The organism is Spongiivirga citrea (genome assembly GCF_010671565.1).
GTDB lineage: Bacteria > Bacteroidota > Bacteroidia > Flavobacteriales > Flavobacteriaceae > Spongiivirga > Spongiivirga citrea.
In genome coordinates this window covers 395952-409301 of the sequence record NZ_JAABOQ010000001.1, presented here as the reverse complement: position 1 = coordinate 409301, position 13350 = coordinate 395952, and the positions used below count along the sequence as shown (strand labels likewise).

Here is a 13350-nt window from a genome sequence, read left to right as displayed (position 1 = left end):
TAAAAAATGAGGATTTAGCAATTAATTGATGTAAAATTTGAAACATCAAAATAAATAATTGTTAACGAAATCGTTTACGTGTTTATAATCATGTAAATAATACCCTGTAGTAACAGGTTTATTGCATGAAGTTCGTAATTTTGCTATTCAATTCGCAATTAATGTCTAAAAAAGTCAGTAGAATTGGGGTTATGACCTCAGGCGGAGATGCTCCTGGAATGAACGCTGCAATACGATCAGTTGTTAGGGCATGTGCCTATCATGAAGTTGAATGTGTAGGTATCTATAGAGGATATCAAGGTATGATCGAAGGTGATTTTACCGATATGGATGCTCGTAGTGTACGTGGTATAATCAATAAAGGTGGAACTATCCTAAAATCAGCTAGATCAAAGCAATTTATGACACCAGATGGTCGTAAAAAGGCATATAGACATCTTATGGCTAAAGGTATTGAGGCATTAGTGCTTATTGGCGGTGACGGTACTTTTACTGGAGGTATGGTTTTTAATGAAGAATATAAGTTTCCTGTAATTGGTATTCCTGGTACCATTGACAACGATATTTATGGTACAGCATATACACTTGGTTACGATACAGCCTTAAACACGGTTGTAGAGGCTATTGATAAAATACGAGATACAGCAAGTTCACATGACCGTCTTTTCTTTATCGAGGTAATGGGACGCGATGCAGGAGATATCGCATTGAATTCGGGTATCGCTGGTGGTGCGGAGGAGATCCTAATCCCAGAAGAAGATATCGGCTTAGATGTGCTTTTAGATTCACTTAAAAAGAGTAAATCCTCGGGTAAATCGTCTAGTATTGTAGTTGTAGCTGAAGGTGATAAAATCGGTAAAAATGTATTCGAATTAAAGGATTACGTCGAGGAGAATTTGCCATTATATGATGTACGCGTATCAGTATTAGGACATATGCAACGAGGTGGAGCACCATCATGTTATGATCGTGTTCTCGCAAGTCGAATGGGGGTCAAGGCCGTAGAAACTTTATTAGAAGGGAAATCGAATTTCATGGTCGGGATTAATAACAATAAACTGGACCTAACACCTCTCGATAAAGCGGTGAAAGGCACACATCAAATAAATAAAGAATTACTAAGGGTAGCAGATATCATGTCAACCTAAATTTAATAATCAGAATAAAGAATTATGTCAACAGTAAAAATTGGAATAAACGGATTTGGTAGAATCGGACGCTTGGTTTTTAGAGCATCGTTAAACCGAGATAATATAGAAGTTGTAGCAATTAATGACTTGTTAGATGTTGATCATCTAGCGTATTTGTTAGAGTACGACTCAGTACATGGTCGTTACGATGGCACCATTGAAGTAAAAGATGGCAATTTAATCGTTGATGGAAAAACTATTCGCATTACTGCGGAAAGAGATCCTAAGAGTCTAAAATGGGATGAAGTAGGAGCTGATGTTGTAGCTGAATGTACAGGGATTTTTACTACATTAGAAACTGCTGATCTTCATCTTCAGGGAGGGGCTAAGAAAGTAGTAATCTCTGCACCTTCTAAAGATGCTCCAATGTTCGTAATGGGAGTAAACAATCACGAGTTAAAAGCATCTGACACAATTATTTCAAATGCATCATGTACAACCAACTGTTTAGCGCCAATTGCTAAGGTGTTAAATGATAATTTTGGTATTGAAGAAGCATTAATGACGACAGTACATGCGGCAACATCAACACAGTTTACGGTAGATGGTCCTTCAAGAAAAAACTATCGACTAGGACGTTCTGCTTTGGCTAACATTATTCCATCTACAACAGGGGCTGCTGTTGCTGTAACTAAGGTAATACCCTCTTTAAAAGGAAAGCTTACAGGAATGGCATTTAGAGTGCCTACACCAAATGTATCAGTAGTTGATTTAACAGTGCGTTTAGCAAAGGACACGTCGTATGATGACATTAAAAAAGCAATGAAAGATGCGGCTGACGGTGATCTAGCTGGAATTTTAGGTTATACAGATGAGCCTGTAGTATCAACTGATTTTGTGTCGGATGCTAGAACAAGTATCTTCGATGCTGAAGCTGGAATTGCTTTAAACGAACGTTTTTACAAGATAATCTCTTGGTATGACAATGAGTTTGGATACTCAAATAAATTACTAGATCTAGTAGCACACGCCGCTAGCTTATAAGAAGAAATTAAAAATCTAATTCCCGTTTATTGGCTAACCGCGGTAAGCGGGAATTTTTCTTTTACAGCCTATGATTTTAATAGCTGACAGCGGATCGACTAAAACCGACTGGATTGCCCTAAGCGCAAATGGAGAGGAGCTTTTTCAAACCCAAACACTAGGCTTAAATCCACAGGTTCTTACCCGTGAAATAATTAAGGAGCGCATCATCAATAATTTTGAGTTGTATCAACATAAAGATGAGGTAACTGATGTGTATTTCTATGGTGCGGGGCTTGGGGTAGAGCGACCTAAAGAACGCATTAATGATGTTTTTGGAGACTTCTTTACCAAAGCAGAACTTCATATTAAGGAAGATACCTATGCTGCTTTATATGCTGTTTTTGAAGAAGGCACCCCATGTATTGTTTGTATTTTAGGTACAGGATCTAATTGCAGTTATTATGATGGCGATATTGTGCATCAAAAAGTGATCTCCTTAGGATATATTTTGATGGACGATGCTAGTGGAAATTATTTTGGCGGACAAATGATACGGGACTACCACTTTAGTAAAATGCCTGATCATTTAAAAGAGAAGTTTGGAACAGATTATGAGCTTTCGGCAGAATCGGTTAAAACGCATTTATATCGAGAGCCAAATCCGAATACGTATTTAGCAACTTTCGCTCGTTTTTTAATAGAGAATAAAGATGAGGAGTATTCGCAACAACTCATCAAAAAAGGACTTCAGTTATTTGTGGAGAATCAAATTATGCAGTTTGAAAATTGCCGAGAAATTCCCGTTCATTTTGTAGGGTCTATTGGTTTCTACTTAGAAAAAGAACTTCGTGCGGTGTTAAAAGAATACGGCATTACTCCAGGAAAAATAATCAAAGCGCCAATTGAAGGATTGGTCGATTATCATTTGAAGAATAAAATGCATGCCTAATTTTATAATCTTGAAAAAGACAAGAAACTGGGCTACCACTATTTTATTGCAATCATTGAGATTTCTACATTGACGAATTTTGGTAAGTTGGCTACTTCAACAGTCTCGCGAGCTGGTGCTGTACTTTCGTCAAAATAGATCGCATACACCGAGTTAACTTCGCTAAAGTTGTTCATGTCTGACAAAAATATTGATGTTTTTACAACATTTTCAAATGTCATTTCCGCAGCATAAAGAACCGCTTCTAGATTCTTCATTACTTGTTTTGTCTCCTCTGCGATGCTATCAGTAACCAATTCCATACTTACGGGATCAAAGGCTATTTGTCCTGACATATATAAAGTGTTGCCAGATAAAATAGCTTGATTGTATGGGCCTATTGGAGCGGGAGCTTGATCAGTTGTGATTACTTTTTTCATTTTTGGTATGTATTTAAAGCAAATATTCTAACTTTCTTAATTCTTAATTCTTAATTCTTAATTCTTAATTCTATTAAAGTTGTCTATCCGGTTGTGCTTGTTTATCGTATTTGATATCGCTTAAGAAGCTAGATCTGATTCCAATATAGAAACTCCAGTTAACACGTGTATCAAACGGACTCCAAGTAAAATCCATTTGCCAACTCTTAAGATCTCTTGCAAAACGCAATTGGGTTGAAGTTATACCATTTCTTACAAAATCATATCCGCTATTAAAACCAATACTCCATTGTGGTGTTAAGTCTACACTGCCACTAAATTGTAAGGAGTGAGCGCTGATATTTTGTTCCCGATTTCGGTTACTATAATTAAAACTATGCCTAATACTCAATCGCCAAGGGATCTTTACTCTATAATACTCTTCTTCGCCGTCTTCCTTTTTTCTGTTTGGATCGCTAGAGAGTCGATCCCTGAAGTCGGTATCCTTTCCAAAAAATGCATCGCTTTCTTCCGCATCTAAATCATAAGTGGTTTCTTCTCGCCGCCCTCCTCCTGGTTTCTTATCATCCTTTTCAAAATCAGTGCTACTAAACGAATAGCTATAACTAGCTCTTGCCGCAGTTAGCCTAAATAAACTACCCCCATTGTCAATATTAAATTTATCAATGCGCTGACCATTATTATCAATCGCATAAGGATCTAAAATACCACCAAAGGTAAGGTTGAGTTTTTGGTTAAAAAGCGGTATTGTCCCCGAAAAATTCACAGGACTCCATTGTAAGGAATCGGATGCGATATTGTAGTTAGTAGAGAAGTTTAGATTACTTAATAACTTAATTTTTTTAGGCTCAGTAGCGGTGCTGTCTTTATCTCTGACTTTTGCTTCAAAATTGTTACTTACGGCCAAATTTATCGAGCTGGATTTATTTCTTCCAGGAGCTCTAAATAAGCTAATATCAAAAGGGCTGTATTGGGTTACATTTCCATCTATATCAGAGACGAATTCATCATAAAACTGTTCAAAACTTGGGTTTAACGAGTAGCTTATACGAGGCGCAATAGTGTGACGTATTGCTTGGATTTTTTTGTCATCTCCAAAGTTAAAAGTACCGTAAATGGTTGTTCCTATACCAGCCGAGAAATTATAACGACGATGCGAATCAAATCCTGAAAGTGTATCACGAATGGGCTCAATATCATCGGTTATATCATCTGGAGTACCATTATCATCATAGTCAGAAACGTTTAGCGTTTCGAACACCCAAGATTCTTCATAGTTACCCCCCATAGTAACACTTAAATGCTTTAAGAGTTTAAAGTTAGTGCTGACCGGAATGCGATGTTGTACGCCCAATTTCGCATCGTCAAACATCTCCTTTTTAAAGAATAACGAATCCGATGTTCGTATGGTGTTTGATCCGTTAACAGAGTACTGGAAGTTGAAATTTTTAATAAGGCCTTTTTTCGATCCTGTTCTGCTTACAAAAGGATAGATACGCTCCATATTCGCCTGAAAAGTTGGCAGTGTCATATCGATAGTTTGCGTCCTGTTGTTTTGACTGTGGGTCGCCGTTAATGACATATTTACTGAAGGGTAAGCAGGAAATGTCTTGGAATAACTTACCGATGATTGTGTTTGGTTGGTGGCTCTATCAGCTACCGTATTGATGCTTTGCGATTCTGTAAAGAAGTTGCTACTTGATATATTCACATTGGCGCTAAATGTTGAATTCGGACTCGCTTTTGCATCCTTACTATGGTTCCAACCAATACGATATAGTGTGCTACGCGAAAAATCAGGAAATCCACGCTGACTTCGTACTTGATTTTGATACTGTGCATTAAGGCTTCCTCGAAATTTATAGCGTTTTGCGTATTTACTATCTACTCGTAAACCATAACTGCCGTTCGTAAAATAATCACCTAGTAAGGCGATATCCGCATATTCGCTTATTACTTGGTAATATCCTAGACCCTGTAAAAAATAGCCTTGGTCACCACGTTCACCAAAAGTAGGGAACAGGATTCCGGAAATCGACTCCTCACTGCTTAACGGGAAATATGCAAATGGTAACCCGATAGGAGTAGGTACATCTGCAATATACATGTTTGTAAAGCCGGTAATAATCTTTTTCCGTGGTACCATTTTAATTCTTCTAGAAAAGAAATAATACTCGGGATTGTCAATATCCTCGGCAGTGGTGAATTTTGCATTTTTGATAAAGACTACTGAGTCGTTTTCCTTTTTTGTCATCTCACCAAAAACATTAAAGTCGTTTTGGGCAGTACGGCTATTCCAGATTAATGCTTTCTCACTATCAAAATTAAATCGTATAGAATCCGGTTCTACAACCTGATCACCTTGTTTAAAGTAGGGGTATTGGGTTAGTATACCTGTACTGTCTTTAATTCGACCCGCATACACTTCATTTTTTGAATAATCTAGTATAATAATACCCGCCTTCAACTCAGTGTTCTGATAATATAACTCTGCTTCATCGTAGAGATAAATCTTATTCTCTTTTCTGTTGATTCTGGTGTATTGCTTAGCTTTATACTTGATTTTGTCAAGTAAAATAGGTTGTTTTTGCTTAGTAGTATCCGTTTTTGTAGTGTCTATTCGGGCACTCGGAATAAGACCTAGACTGTCTTTACCAACAACAATACTGTCTTTAGCTTTAGGCTGCTCTAATTTCTTTTCTTTAGGCGGTTCTTGGGCTAGAGCTGTAAAGCAAAAAAGTAGTAGCCCTAAGGTACTGTATATGTAGCGTTTAGTTATCTGCAACACGAATTATACAACATTAAAAGTATGGCGCGATTGTTGGAGTGTCAAACATACATATATTTTTTTGTCAAATATCATCATTAGTATTAATAGTTTGATAAAAAGTGTTCATAACGAGTTAATAAAAATCGAGCAGTTTGACCAAGTGAAATTAAAATTGTATTAATATAGCTTATATGCTTAAGCCTTTCTAAACATTATATAATAAGTGAAAAATAACGTTATCTATATCGGTATTGTTTTAAGCAGTTTGCTTCTTCTTACTTCATTTAGCATCAAAAAACCTGTCAAGACTGATGTGTTTACTGTGGTTTTAGATGCGGGTCATGGAGGTAAAGATGGTGGTAATTTAGGTGCTGGCAATAAATATAGAGAGAAGAATGTCGCACTGAATATTGTGTTGGAAATTGGAAAGATACTAGAAAAACAACCCGAGATTAAAGTTGTTTACACTAGAAAGACTGATGTTTTTGTTGATTTATATAAACGCGGAGAAATTGCTAATCGCGCAAATGCCGACTTATTTGTATCCGTACATTGTAATGCACATACCAGTCAGGCTTACGGAACAGAGACTTTTGTGTTAGGGCTGCATGGTAATAAACAGAATTTTGAAGTTGCCAAAAAAGAGAACGAAGTAATTTATATGGAGGATGACTACCAGTTAAATTACGAAGGCTTCGATATCAACTCCCCAGAATCGATGATCGGGCTGACGCTGATGCAAGAAGAGTACCTCGATCAAAGTATCAACTTGGCGAGTATGATTCAAAAGAATTTTAAGACGAAACTAAAACGAAAGGACCGCAGTGTAAAACAAGCGGCTTTTATAGTGTTGCATCAAACATATATGCCTAGCGTGTTGGTAGAAACTGGTTTTTTGACTAATACATCTGAAGGTAAGTACTTAAATTCTACTAAGGGTCAACAAGCATTGGCAAAGTCAATAGCATCAGCAATAATGTCATACAAATCAGAAATCGATGAATTTGTAGGGGATCAAATTTTTGATGCAGTTGAAGAAGAAGTTGAGCTGGTTGAGGAAGAAACTACAGCGGATTCATCAGTATTATATAAAATTCAACTTGCTGCCAGTAAAAAAAGTTTAGACACTAAAGCATATAATTTCAAAGGTTTAAGCCCTATTTCAAAGGAAAAATACAAAGACTTCTATCGTTATTTGTACGGTAGTACTTCCGATTATAAAAAGGCAAAACAGCTGCAGAAAAAGGCGTCAGAAACTGGCTATGAATCTAGTTATATAGTGGCTTATAAGGATGGTGTTAAAATCCCTATTAATCAGGCGATTAAAGCACAGCAAAAAGAAAGTACAGCTACTTCTAATAATGGCCGATAAAGCGCCCCTGTTGCAGTTTTAGTAAGTTGTGAAATGTATTAGTCCTATTTATAAGTGTTCTTCGGAAATTATTTCTAATTTTGTTTACAAGAAAAACGGATTATTTGAAACTGTCAAAAGAGCTTAAAACTGGCATGATCGTGCTAGGTGGAATTCTACTTTTTATCATGGGGTTTAGTTATCTAAAATCTAATTCCATTTTTAATGGTAATAAAGAATTTTATGCGGTTTACGATAATGTTGAAGGCCTTGCTCCTTCTACCAATGTAACCATCAATGGTCTTCCGGTTGGTAAAGTAAAATCAATAAATTTTAAAGATAAAACAGGTAAGCTGTTAGTTACTTTTACTGTTGAAAATGATTTTGATTTTTCAATAAATAGTACTGTAGAACTATACGAACCAGGACTTATAAGTGGTAAGGCCCTGTCAATTGTCCCCGCATTCGATGGTTCTACCCCAGCTAAAAGTGGAGATACTTTAGCATCTGCAGTAAAACCAGGTCTTACGGCATTGGTAAATGAAACGATTTCACCGCTTAGAAAGAAAATTGAATCAATGTTGGGGAGTGCCGATTCACTAATGTTGAATATCAACTCGATGTTAGATGACAAGACCAAAAGCGATTTTAAAAATAGCTTAACTGGACTTAATAGAACAATTTCAAGCTTTAACAATACCTCTAAAACTTTAAACGAACTTGTTTCTGGGAATAAAGACAAATTAGAAAGTACGATTAGTAATATAGATAAAGTAACTAAGGATCTTTCAGTGACAACAGATGCACTTGCGAAGGCCGATCTTGAAAAAACAATGAAAGATCTTAAGGAGACAGTTACTAACTTCAATTCGGTGCTAGCTAAAATAGATAAAGGAGAGGGCTCTATTGGTAAACTATTGAAAGATGAAGCGCTGTACGCCAATTTAAGCGGGGCTTCGAAACAATTAGAAGCACTTTTAGAAGATATGAAACTGAATCCTAAGCGTTATGTACATTTTTCACTGTTTGGTAAGAAGCAGGTAAAGTATGAAGGGCCAGAGGAATCAGAGGACAAGACAAACTAATCAAACTAATAAAATTTTAATCGATGCATTTTGGTATTGCTAACATACTTTTCTTAATAATATTTGTAGCAGGGGTCGGATATTTTACGATGAATGTGCGCAAGCTAATGCGTAATATTAAGTTAGGTAAAGATGTTGATCGTAGTGATAATAAATCGGCACGCTGGAAAAATATGGCAATGGTTGCATTGGGGCAGTCAAAAATGGTGACTCGCCCAATTGCTGGCCTTCTTCACATTATAGTTTATGTTGGTTTTATCATTATCAATATCGAAGTGCTAGAAATAATTATTGACGGTATTTTTGGTACGCATCGCATTTTTCAGCCTATTCTAGGTAATACTGTTTATGGCTTTTTAATTGGTACGTTTGAAATTTTAGCCGTACTCGTTTTAGTTTCAGTAATTATATTCTGGTTGCGTAGAAATGCCATTAAATTGGCTCGTTTTATAAAACCTGAAATGAAGGGATGGCCAAAAAACGACGGAAATATTATCCTGTATTTTGAAGTCGTTTTAATGACGTTATTCTTAACAATGAATGCTACCGATACCTCGTTTCAAGAAGCTGGAATAGGGAATTGGATAAGTGGAAGTTTTGCTTCGATTTATGGAGAGAATCCAGAAACACTTCACTTGATTGAGCGCGGAGCATGGTGGGCTCATATCGTAGGCATTTTAATTTTCTTGAATTATTTGTACTTCTCGAAACACCTACACATCTTATTGGCATTCCCAAATACTTTTTATGCCAATCTAAAACCAAAAGGGCAGCTTACTAATGTCGACTCAGTAACTAAAGAAGTTATGTTGATGATGGATCCTACTGCAGATCCTTTTGCGGCACCAGCCGAAGATGAGACTGAAGGCGAACCAGAAAAGTTTGGTGCTAGTGATGTAACCGATCTCAACTGGGTACAGCTACTCAATGCCTATACCTGTACTGAATGTGGTCGTTGTACTAGTGAATGTCCAGCGAATCAAACAGGGAAAAAACTTTCGCCTAGAAAGATCATGATGGATACTCGTGATCGATTGGAAGAAGTAGGGAAAAATATAGATGCTAATAAAGGTGAGTTTGTTGATGATGGCAAATCACTCTTAGATAATTATATCACCAAAGAAGAATTATGGGCCTGCACCTCATGTAATGCATGTGTAGAAGCTTGCCCAATTGGTATAGACCCACTATCAATTATTATTGATATGCGTCGTTACCTTGTAATGGAACAATCGGCTGCACCAACCGATTTGAATAACATGATGTCTAATATTGAAAATAACGGCGCACCATGGCCATTTAACCAAATGGACCGCCTGAATTGGAAAGAAGAAGTTTAAATTAATTAATTACTGTGAACAAAGAAGAAGTAGAGAAGTTATTACATGACAAACTAGAAGATGGAGAACATGTAAGCCCGGTGCTGCCAGAAGGCGTTAAGAATTATCTTATTGACATTGACGGAACCATTACGGAAGATGTACCAAACGAAGAACCGGAACGAATGGGAACTTGCGAACCATTTCCTGATGCGTTGGCAACATTAAATAGATGGTATGATGAAGGGCATATTATTTGCTTTTTCACCTCAAGAACCGAGGATCATCGTGCGGTTACAACGGAGTGGTTAAATCGTCATGGATTCAAATTTCATAGCCTGCTAATGGGTAAACCAAGAGGTGGAAATTACCACTGGATCGATAATCACCTAGTGCGAGCGACGCGTTACAAAGGGAAATTTACCGATCTTGTAGAAAAAGAAGTAACTATTGAAGTATTTGACGACGGACATCACGATTGATTTATTGATCGCGATTTTCTTCGTTTAAATAGTAAAGCATATGAGTGAGACATTAAAGGTGCCTACCATGGCCGAATATATGGCTGAAGGAAAACGACCAGAGGTGTTGTTTTGGGTTGGCTGTTCAGGAAGTTTTGATGACCGAGCAAAAAAAATTACGAAAGCCTTTGTAAAATTAATGCATCGTGCTAATGTTGATTTTGCGGTATTAGGTACAGAAGAGAGTTGTACCGGCGATCCAGCTAAACGAGCAGGTAACGAGTTTTTGTTTCAAATGCAAGCAGTCACTAATATCGAAGTGATGAACGGCTATGAAATAAAAAAGGTAGTTACTGCCTGTCCTCATTGTTTTAATACGCTTAAAAACGAGTATCCAGCTTTAGGTGGTAATTATGAAGTATTGCATCATACTCAATTTTTAAAATCACTTTTAGATAAAGGTCGATTAACTATTGAAGGGGGGAAATTTAAAGGTAAACGTATTACATTTCATGACCCTTGTTATTTAGGTCGTGCTAATAATGTGTATGAAGCTCCTCGTGACTTGATCAGAAAGCTCGATGTGGAGTTGGTCGAAATGCGTAAGTGCAAGAAAAATGGACTATGTTGTGGAGCTGGCGGAGCTCAAATGTTTAAAGAGCCAGAGCCAGGTAACAAAGACGTAAATATCGAACGTACTGAGCAAGCGCTTGAAACAAAACCAGACATTATAGCAGCTGGTTGTCCTTTTTGCAATACCATGATGACAGATGGTGTAAAAGGAAAAGAGAAAGAAGACAGTGTCGAAGTGATGGATGTTGCTGAATTAATAGCGAATGCGCAAGATTTATAGATTATTTGATGAAGTATAAAATTTTAGTTTCCCTCATTCTAATTACATCACTTTCTTTTGCTCAAGGCAAAGACAAGGTTTTAAATGATATTGCAAAAAGTGTTTGCCCTTGTATAGAAGGTAAAAATAGTGAGATAACAGCACAAGACAGTCCCAAGCAAGTAGAAATGATGTTGGGAATATGTATTCTAACTGCGTATTCAGAACATAGGGAAGCCTATGTAAAAGCTTTTGGAAAAGAGTTGAATATGGATAATGATGCTGAAATGGAGGCAGTAGGTGTTGATATTGGTTTGAAAATGGCATCGGAATGTCCTGAGATTTTGATGATGTTTGCGGATGGAGATTACGAAAGTGATCTTGAAAGCGATAGTGCACAAAAGCAAATGACCGGCAAGTTAATCGGTTTTAAAAAAGGAACTTTCACCATGATCGAGTTTCAGGAGACGGGAGGAAGAAAACATAAACTTGTTTGGTTAGATTACTTCGCTGGAAGTGAATTGTTAGAAGATCATACAAAAGCAAAAGGAAATACATTTACTATTTTCTTTGCAGAAAAGGAATTTTATGATCCTAATTTGAAAGAGTATCGTAACTATAAAGTAATGAGATCAATTACTGAAAAATAGTTTTAACTAAATCTCATAACTCAGAACTAAAAAAATGCTTGTCGATTTTAATACATTACCCGATACAGCTCGAGTTTGGATTTACCAAGCAAATCGTAGCTTTACTGAAGATGAGTTAGCCGCAATTCAAGATAAATTAGATGGGTTTATTGCTGAATGGACTGCTCATGGTTCAGATTTAAAAGCGGGATACGATATAAAATACAAGCGCTTTATTACGATCGGTCTCGATCAAAATATGAATGCTGCTAGTGGCTGTTCAATAGATGCATCAGTGCGTTTTATTCAAGAATTGGAAAAGGAATATAATGTCGATTTGCTAGATAAAATGAATGTGTCTTACAAACAAGGCGAATTCGTAGCTTACAAAACACTATCGGATTTTAGAAAAATGGCTAAAAACCGTTCCGTTTCTAAAAAAACGATCGTCTTCAATAATTTGGTTACCAATAAAGCCGAGTATGAGGAGAACTGGGAGGTTCCAGTCGAGGAGAGTTGGCATAATCGATTTATGTAAAATAGGGAAATTCCAATTTTCAAATACCAAATTCATATGAGTTTCCCTCCTTGAGTAGGGATTAAGGGAGGTGTTAGCGTTTGAGTAAGGTTTTAGTGCTTTAAGAATTCAACTATTTTCCTAATAGTTAAGAATTACCCTTATCTTTTAAATTTGGACCCGAGCCATGCATCCATCATCTCCTTTTTGTCCGAATCATTATTGTAATTGATATTTACTCCGAAGTCAAAACCATTAATTAGGCGACTGTATACTATTTGGTTTAAAATCACATCACCGTTTGGGGCGTATATCGTAAATGTATACGACAGAAAATCCAGTCCGTCAATTTTTTCAACTGTAGTTGCGGTCGAATCGGCTTTTATACCTTGTTGCCTATATGCATTATAAATCAGCTCCTTTATTCCAGCATTGTTTTCTTGCCATTCTCCATCATATTCGAGCTGAAATGGTTCTGAAGTTGATTGAAATATGTTAAACCTATCTTTTTCAAATCCGATTAGGTTTCTTAGTCCTGAAACATCAATTTCTCCTTCAACCAGCTCTCCCATTGCATCTAAACCTTTTTCTTGGTATTTATCAGTCTGTTCTTTTGAAATAACGTTCCAATTATTAGGTATCGTAATACTCCATCCAATTTCTTTGCTTGAATAAGAATTTTTTTCGACAGTACCCTCATCAACTTGTTTATTGGGGTCAATTTGGCGACAGGAAGATAAAATTATCGTAAGTGCTAAAAGTGGGAATGTTATTCTTCTGTTCATTATTGTATATACACTATGATTAGTCAGAGTTCCAATAAATATAAATATTATCTCTGGTTTTACTTGCTAATTAATTT

13 protein-coding genes are annotated in these 13350 nt (G+C 36.6%); 10 read left to right on the top strand and 3 right to left on the bottom strand.

Annotated features, from left to right (window positions below; all coding sequences use genetic code 11):
* Nucleotides 1-161: 161 nt before the first annotated feature.
* The 3 genes from pfkA to GWK10_RS01780 all read left to right on the top strand — a co-directional run bounded on the left by pfkA (nt 162) and on the right by GWK10_RS01780 (nt 3105).
* Nucleotides 162-1148, top strand: a complete 987-nt coding sequence (gene pfkA / locus GWK10_RS01790) for a 6-phosphofructokinase (RefSeq protein ID WP_164029544.1) — start codon at nt 162-164, stop codon at nt 1146-1148.
* 24 nt (nt 1149-1172) lie between these two features.
* Complete coding sequence (gap, locus tag GWK10_RS01785) at nt 1173-2174, top strand: type I glyceraldehyde-3-phosphate dehydrogenase (protein WP_164029182.1); 1002 nt, start codon at nt 1173-1175, stop codon at nt 2172-2174.
* A gap of 70 nt (nt 2175-2244) precedes the next feature.
* On the top strand, nt 2245-3105 hold the full coding sequence (locus tag GWK10_RS01780; RefSeq protein WP_164029181.1) for an N-acetylglucosamine kinase: 861 nt from the start codon (nt 2245-2247) through the stop codon (nt 3103-3105).
* A gap of 38 nt (nt 3106-3143) precedes the next feature.
* Here GWK10_RS01780 and GWK10_RS01775 read toward each other — a convergent pair whose 3' ends face one another.
* On the bottom strand, nt 3144-3524 hold the full coding sequence (locus tag GWK10_RS01775; protein ID WP_164029180.1) for a Rid family detoxifying hydrolase: 381 nt from the start codon (nt 3522-3524) through the stop codon (nt 3144-3146).
* Nucleotides 3525-3597: 73 nt separating this feature from the next.
* Nucleotides 3598-6312: a putative LPS assembly protein LptD gene (locus GWK10_RS01770; RefSeq protein WP_317164662.1), complete on the bottom strand. Its 2715-nt coding sequence runs from the start codon at nt 6310-6312 to the stop codon at nt 3598-3600.
* A 205-nt stretch (nt 6313-6517) separates the two neighbouring features.
* Here GWK10_RS01770 and GWK10_RS01765 point away from each other — a divergent pair, with 205 nt between their 5' ends.
* From GWK10_RS01765 to GWK10_RS01735, 7 genes are all read left to right on the top strand, one after another.
* Nucleotides 6518-7666 carry an N-acetylmuramoyl-L-alanine amidase family protein gene (locus GWK10_RS01765; protein ID WP_164029179.1) on the top strand — a complete coding sequence of 383 codons (1149 nt, stop codon included), beginning with the start codon at nt 6518-6520 and terminating at the stop codon, nt 7664-7666.
* Nucleotides 7667-7770: 104 nt separating this feature from the next.
* A complete protein-coding gene (locus GWK10_RS01760; protein WP_164029178.1) occupies nt 7771-8730 on the top strand; it encodes an MlaD family protein in 960 nt (319 codons plus the stop codon).
* A 23-nt stretch (nt 8731-8753) separates the two neighbouring features.
* The gene (locus GWK10_RS01755; protein ID WP_164029177.1) at nt 8754-10070 is read left to right on the top strand and encodes a (Fe-S)-binding protein; all 1317 of its coding nucleotides are present in this window, start codon (nt 8754-8756) and stop codon (nt 10068-10070) included.
* Between the two features lie 14 nt (nt 10071-10084).
* Nucleotides 10085-10531, top strand: coding sequence for an LNS2 domain-containing protein (locus GWK10_RS01750; RefSeq protein WP_164029176.1), 447 nt, complete (start codon nt 10085-10087; stop codon nt 10529-10531).
* A gap of 40 nt (nt 10532-10571) precedes the next feature.
* On the top strand, nt 10572-11363 hold the full coding sequence (locus GWK10_RS01745; RefSeq protein ID WP_164029175.1) for a (Fe-S)-binding protein: 792 nt from the start codon (nt 10572-10574) through the stop codon (nt 11361-11363).
* A gap of 8 nt (nt 11364-11371) precedes the next feature.
* The gene (locus tag GWK10_RS01740) at nt 11372-11992 is read left to right on the top strand and encodes a hypothetical protein (protein ID WP_164029174.1); all 621 of its coding nucleotides are present in this window, start codon (nt 11372-11374) and stop codon (nt 11990-11992) included.
* 34 nt (nt 11993-12026) lie between these two features.
* Nucleotides 12027-12509, top strand: a complete 483-nt coding sequence (locus GWK10_RS01735; protein WP_164029173.1) for an ABC transporter ATPase — start codon at nt 12027-12029, stop codon at nt 12507-12509.
* A 140-nt stretch (nt 12510-12649) separates the two neighbouring features.
* Here GWK10_RS01735 and GWK10_RS01730 read toward each other — a convergent pair whose 3' ends face one another.
* The gene (locus GWK10_RS01730; protein WP_164029172.1) at nt 12650-13273 is read right to left on the bottom strand and encodes a hypothetical protein; all 624 of its coding nucleotides are present in this window, start codon (nt 13271-13273) and stop codon (nt 12650-12652) included.
* Nucleotides 13274-13350 lie beyond the last annotated feature (77 nt).

Excerpts from the sequence above, each read along its gene's own strand:
- pfkA (WP_164029544.1), top strand. The coding sequence starts at position 162 with ATGTCTAAAAAAGTCAGTAGAATTGGGGTTATGACCTCAGGCGGAGAT.
- gap (WP_164029182.1), top strand. The coding sequence starts at position 1,173 with ATGTCAACAGTAAAAATTGGAATAAACGGATTTGGTAGAATCGGACGC.
- GWK10_RS01780 (WP_164029181.1), top strand. The coding sequence starts at position 2,245 with ATGATTTTAATAGCTGACAGCGGATCGACTAAAACCGACTGGATTGCC.
- GWK10_RS01775 (WP_164029180.1), bottom strand. The coding sequence starts at position 3,524 with ATGAAAAAAGTAATCACAACTGATCAAGCTCCCGCTCCAATAGGCCCA.
- GWK10_RS01755 (WP_164029177.1), top strand. The coding sequence starts at position 8,754 with ATGCATTTTGGTATTGCTAACATACTTTTCTTAATAATATTTGTAGCA.
- GWK10_RS01745 (WP_164029175.1), top strand. The coding sequence starts at position 10,572 with ATGAGTGAGACATTAAAGGTGCCTACCATGGCCGAATATATGGCTGAA.
- GWK10_RS01740 (WP_164029174.1), top strand. The coding sequence starts at position 11,372 with ATGAAGTATAAAATTTTAGTTTCCCTCATTCTAATTACATCACTTTCT.
- GWK10_RS01735 (WP_164029173.1), top strand. The coding sequence starts at position 12,027 with ATGCTTGTCGATTTTAATACATTACCCGATACAGCTCGAGTTTGGATT.
- GWK10_RS01730 (WP_164029172.1), bottom strand. The coding sequence starts at position 13,273 with ATGAACAGAAGAATAACATTCCCACTTTTAGCACTTACGATAATTTTA.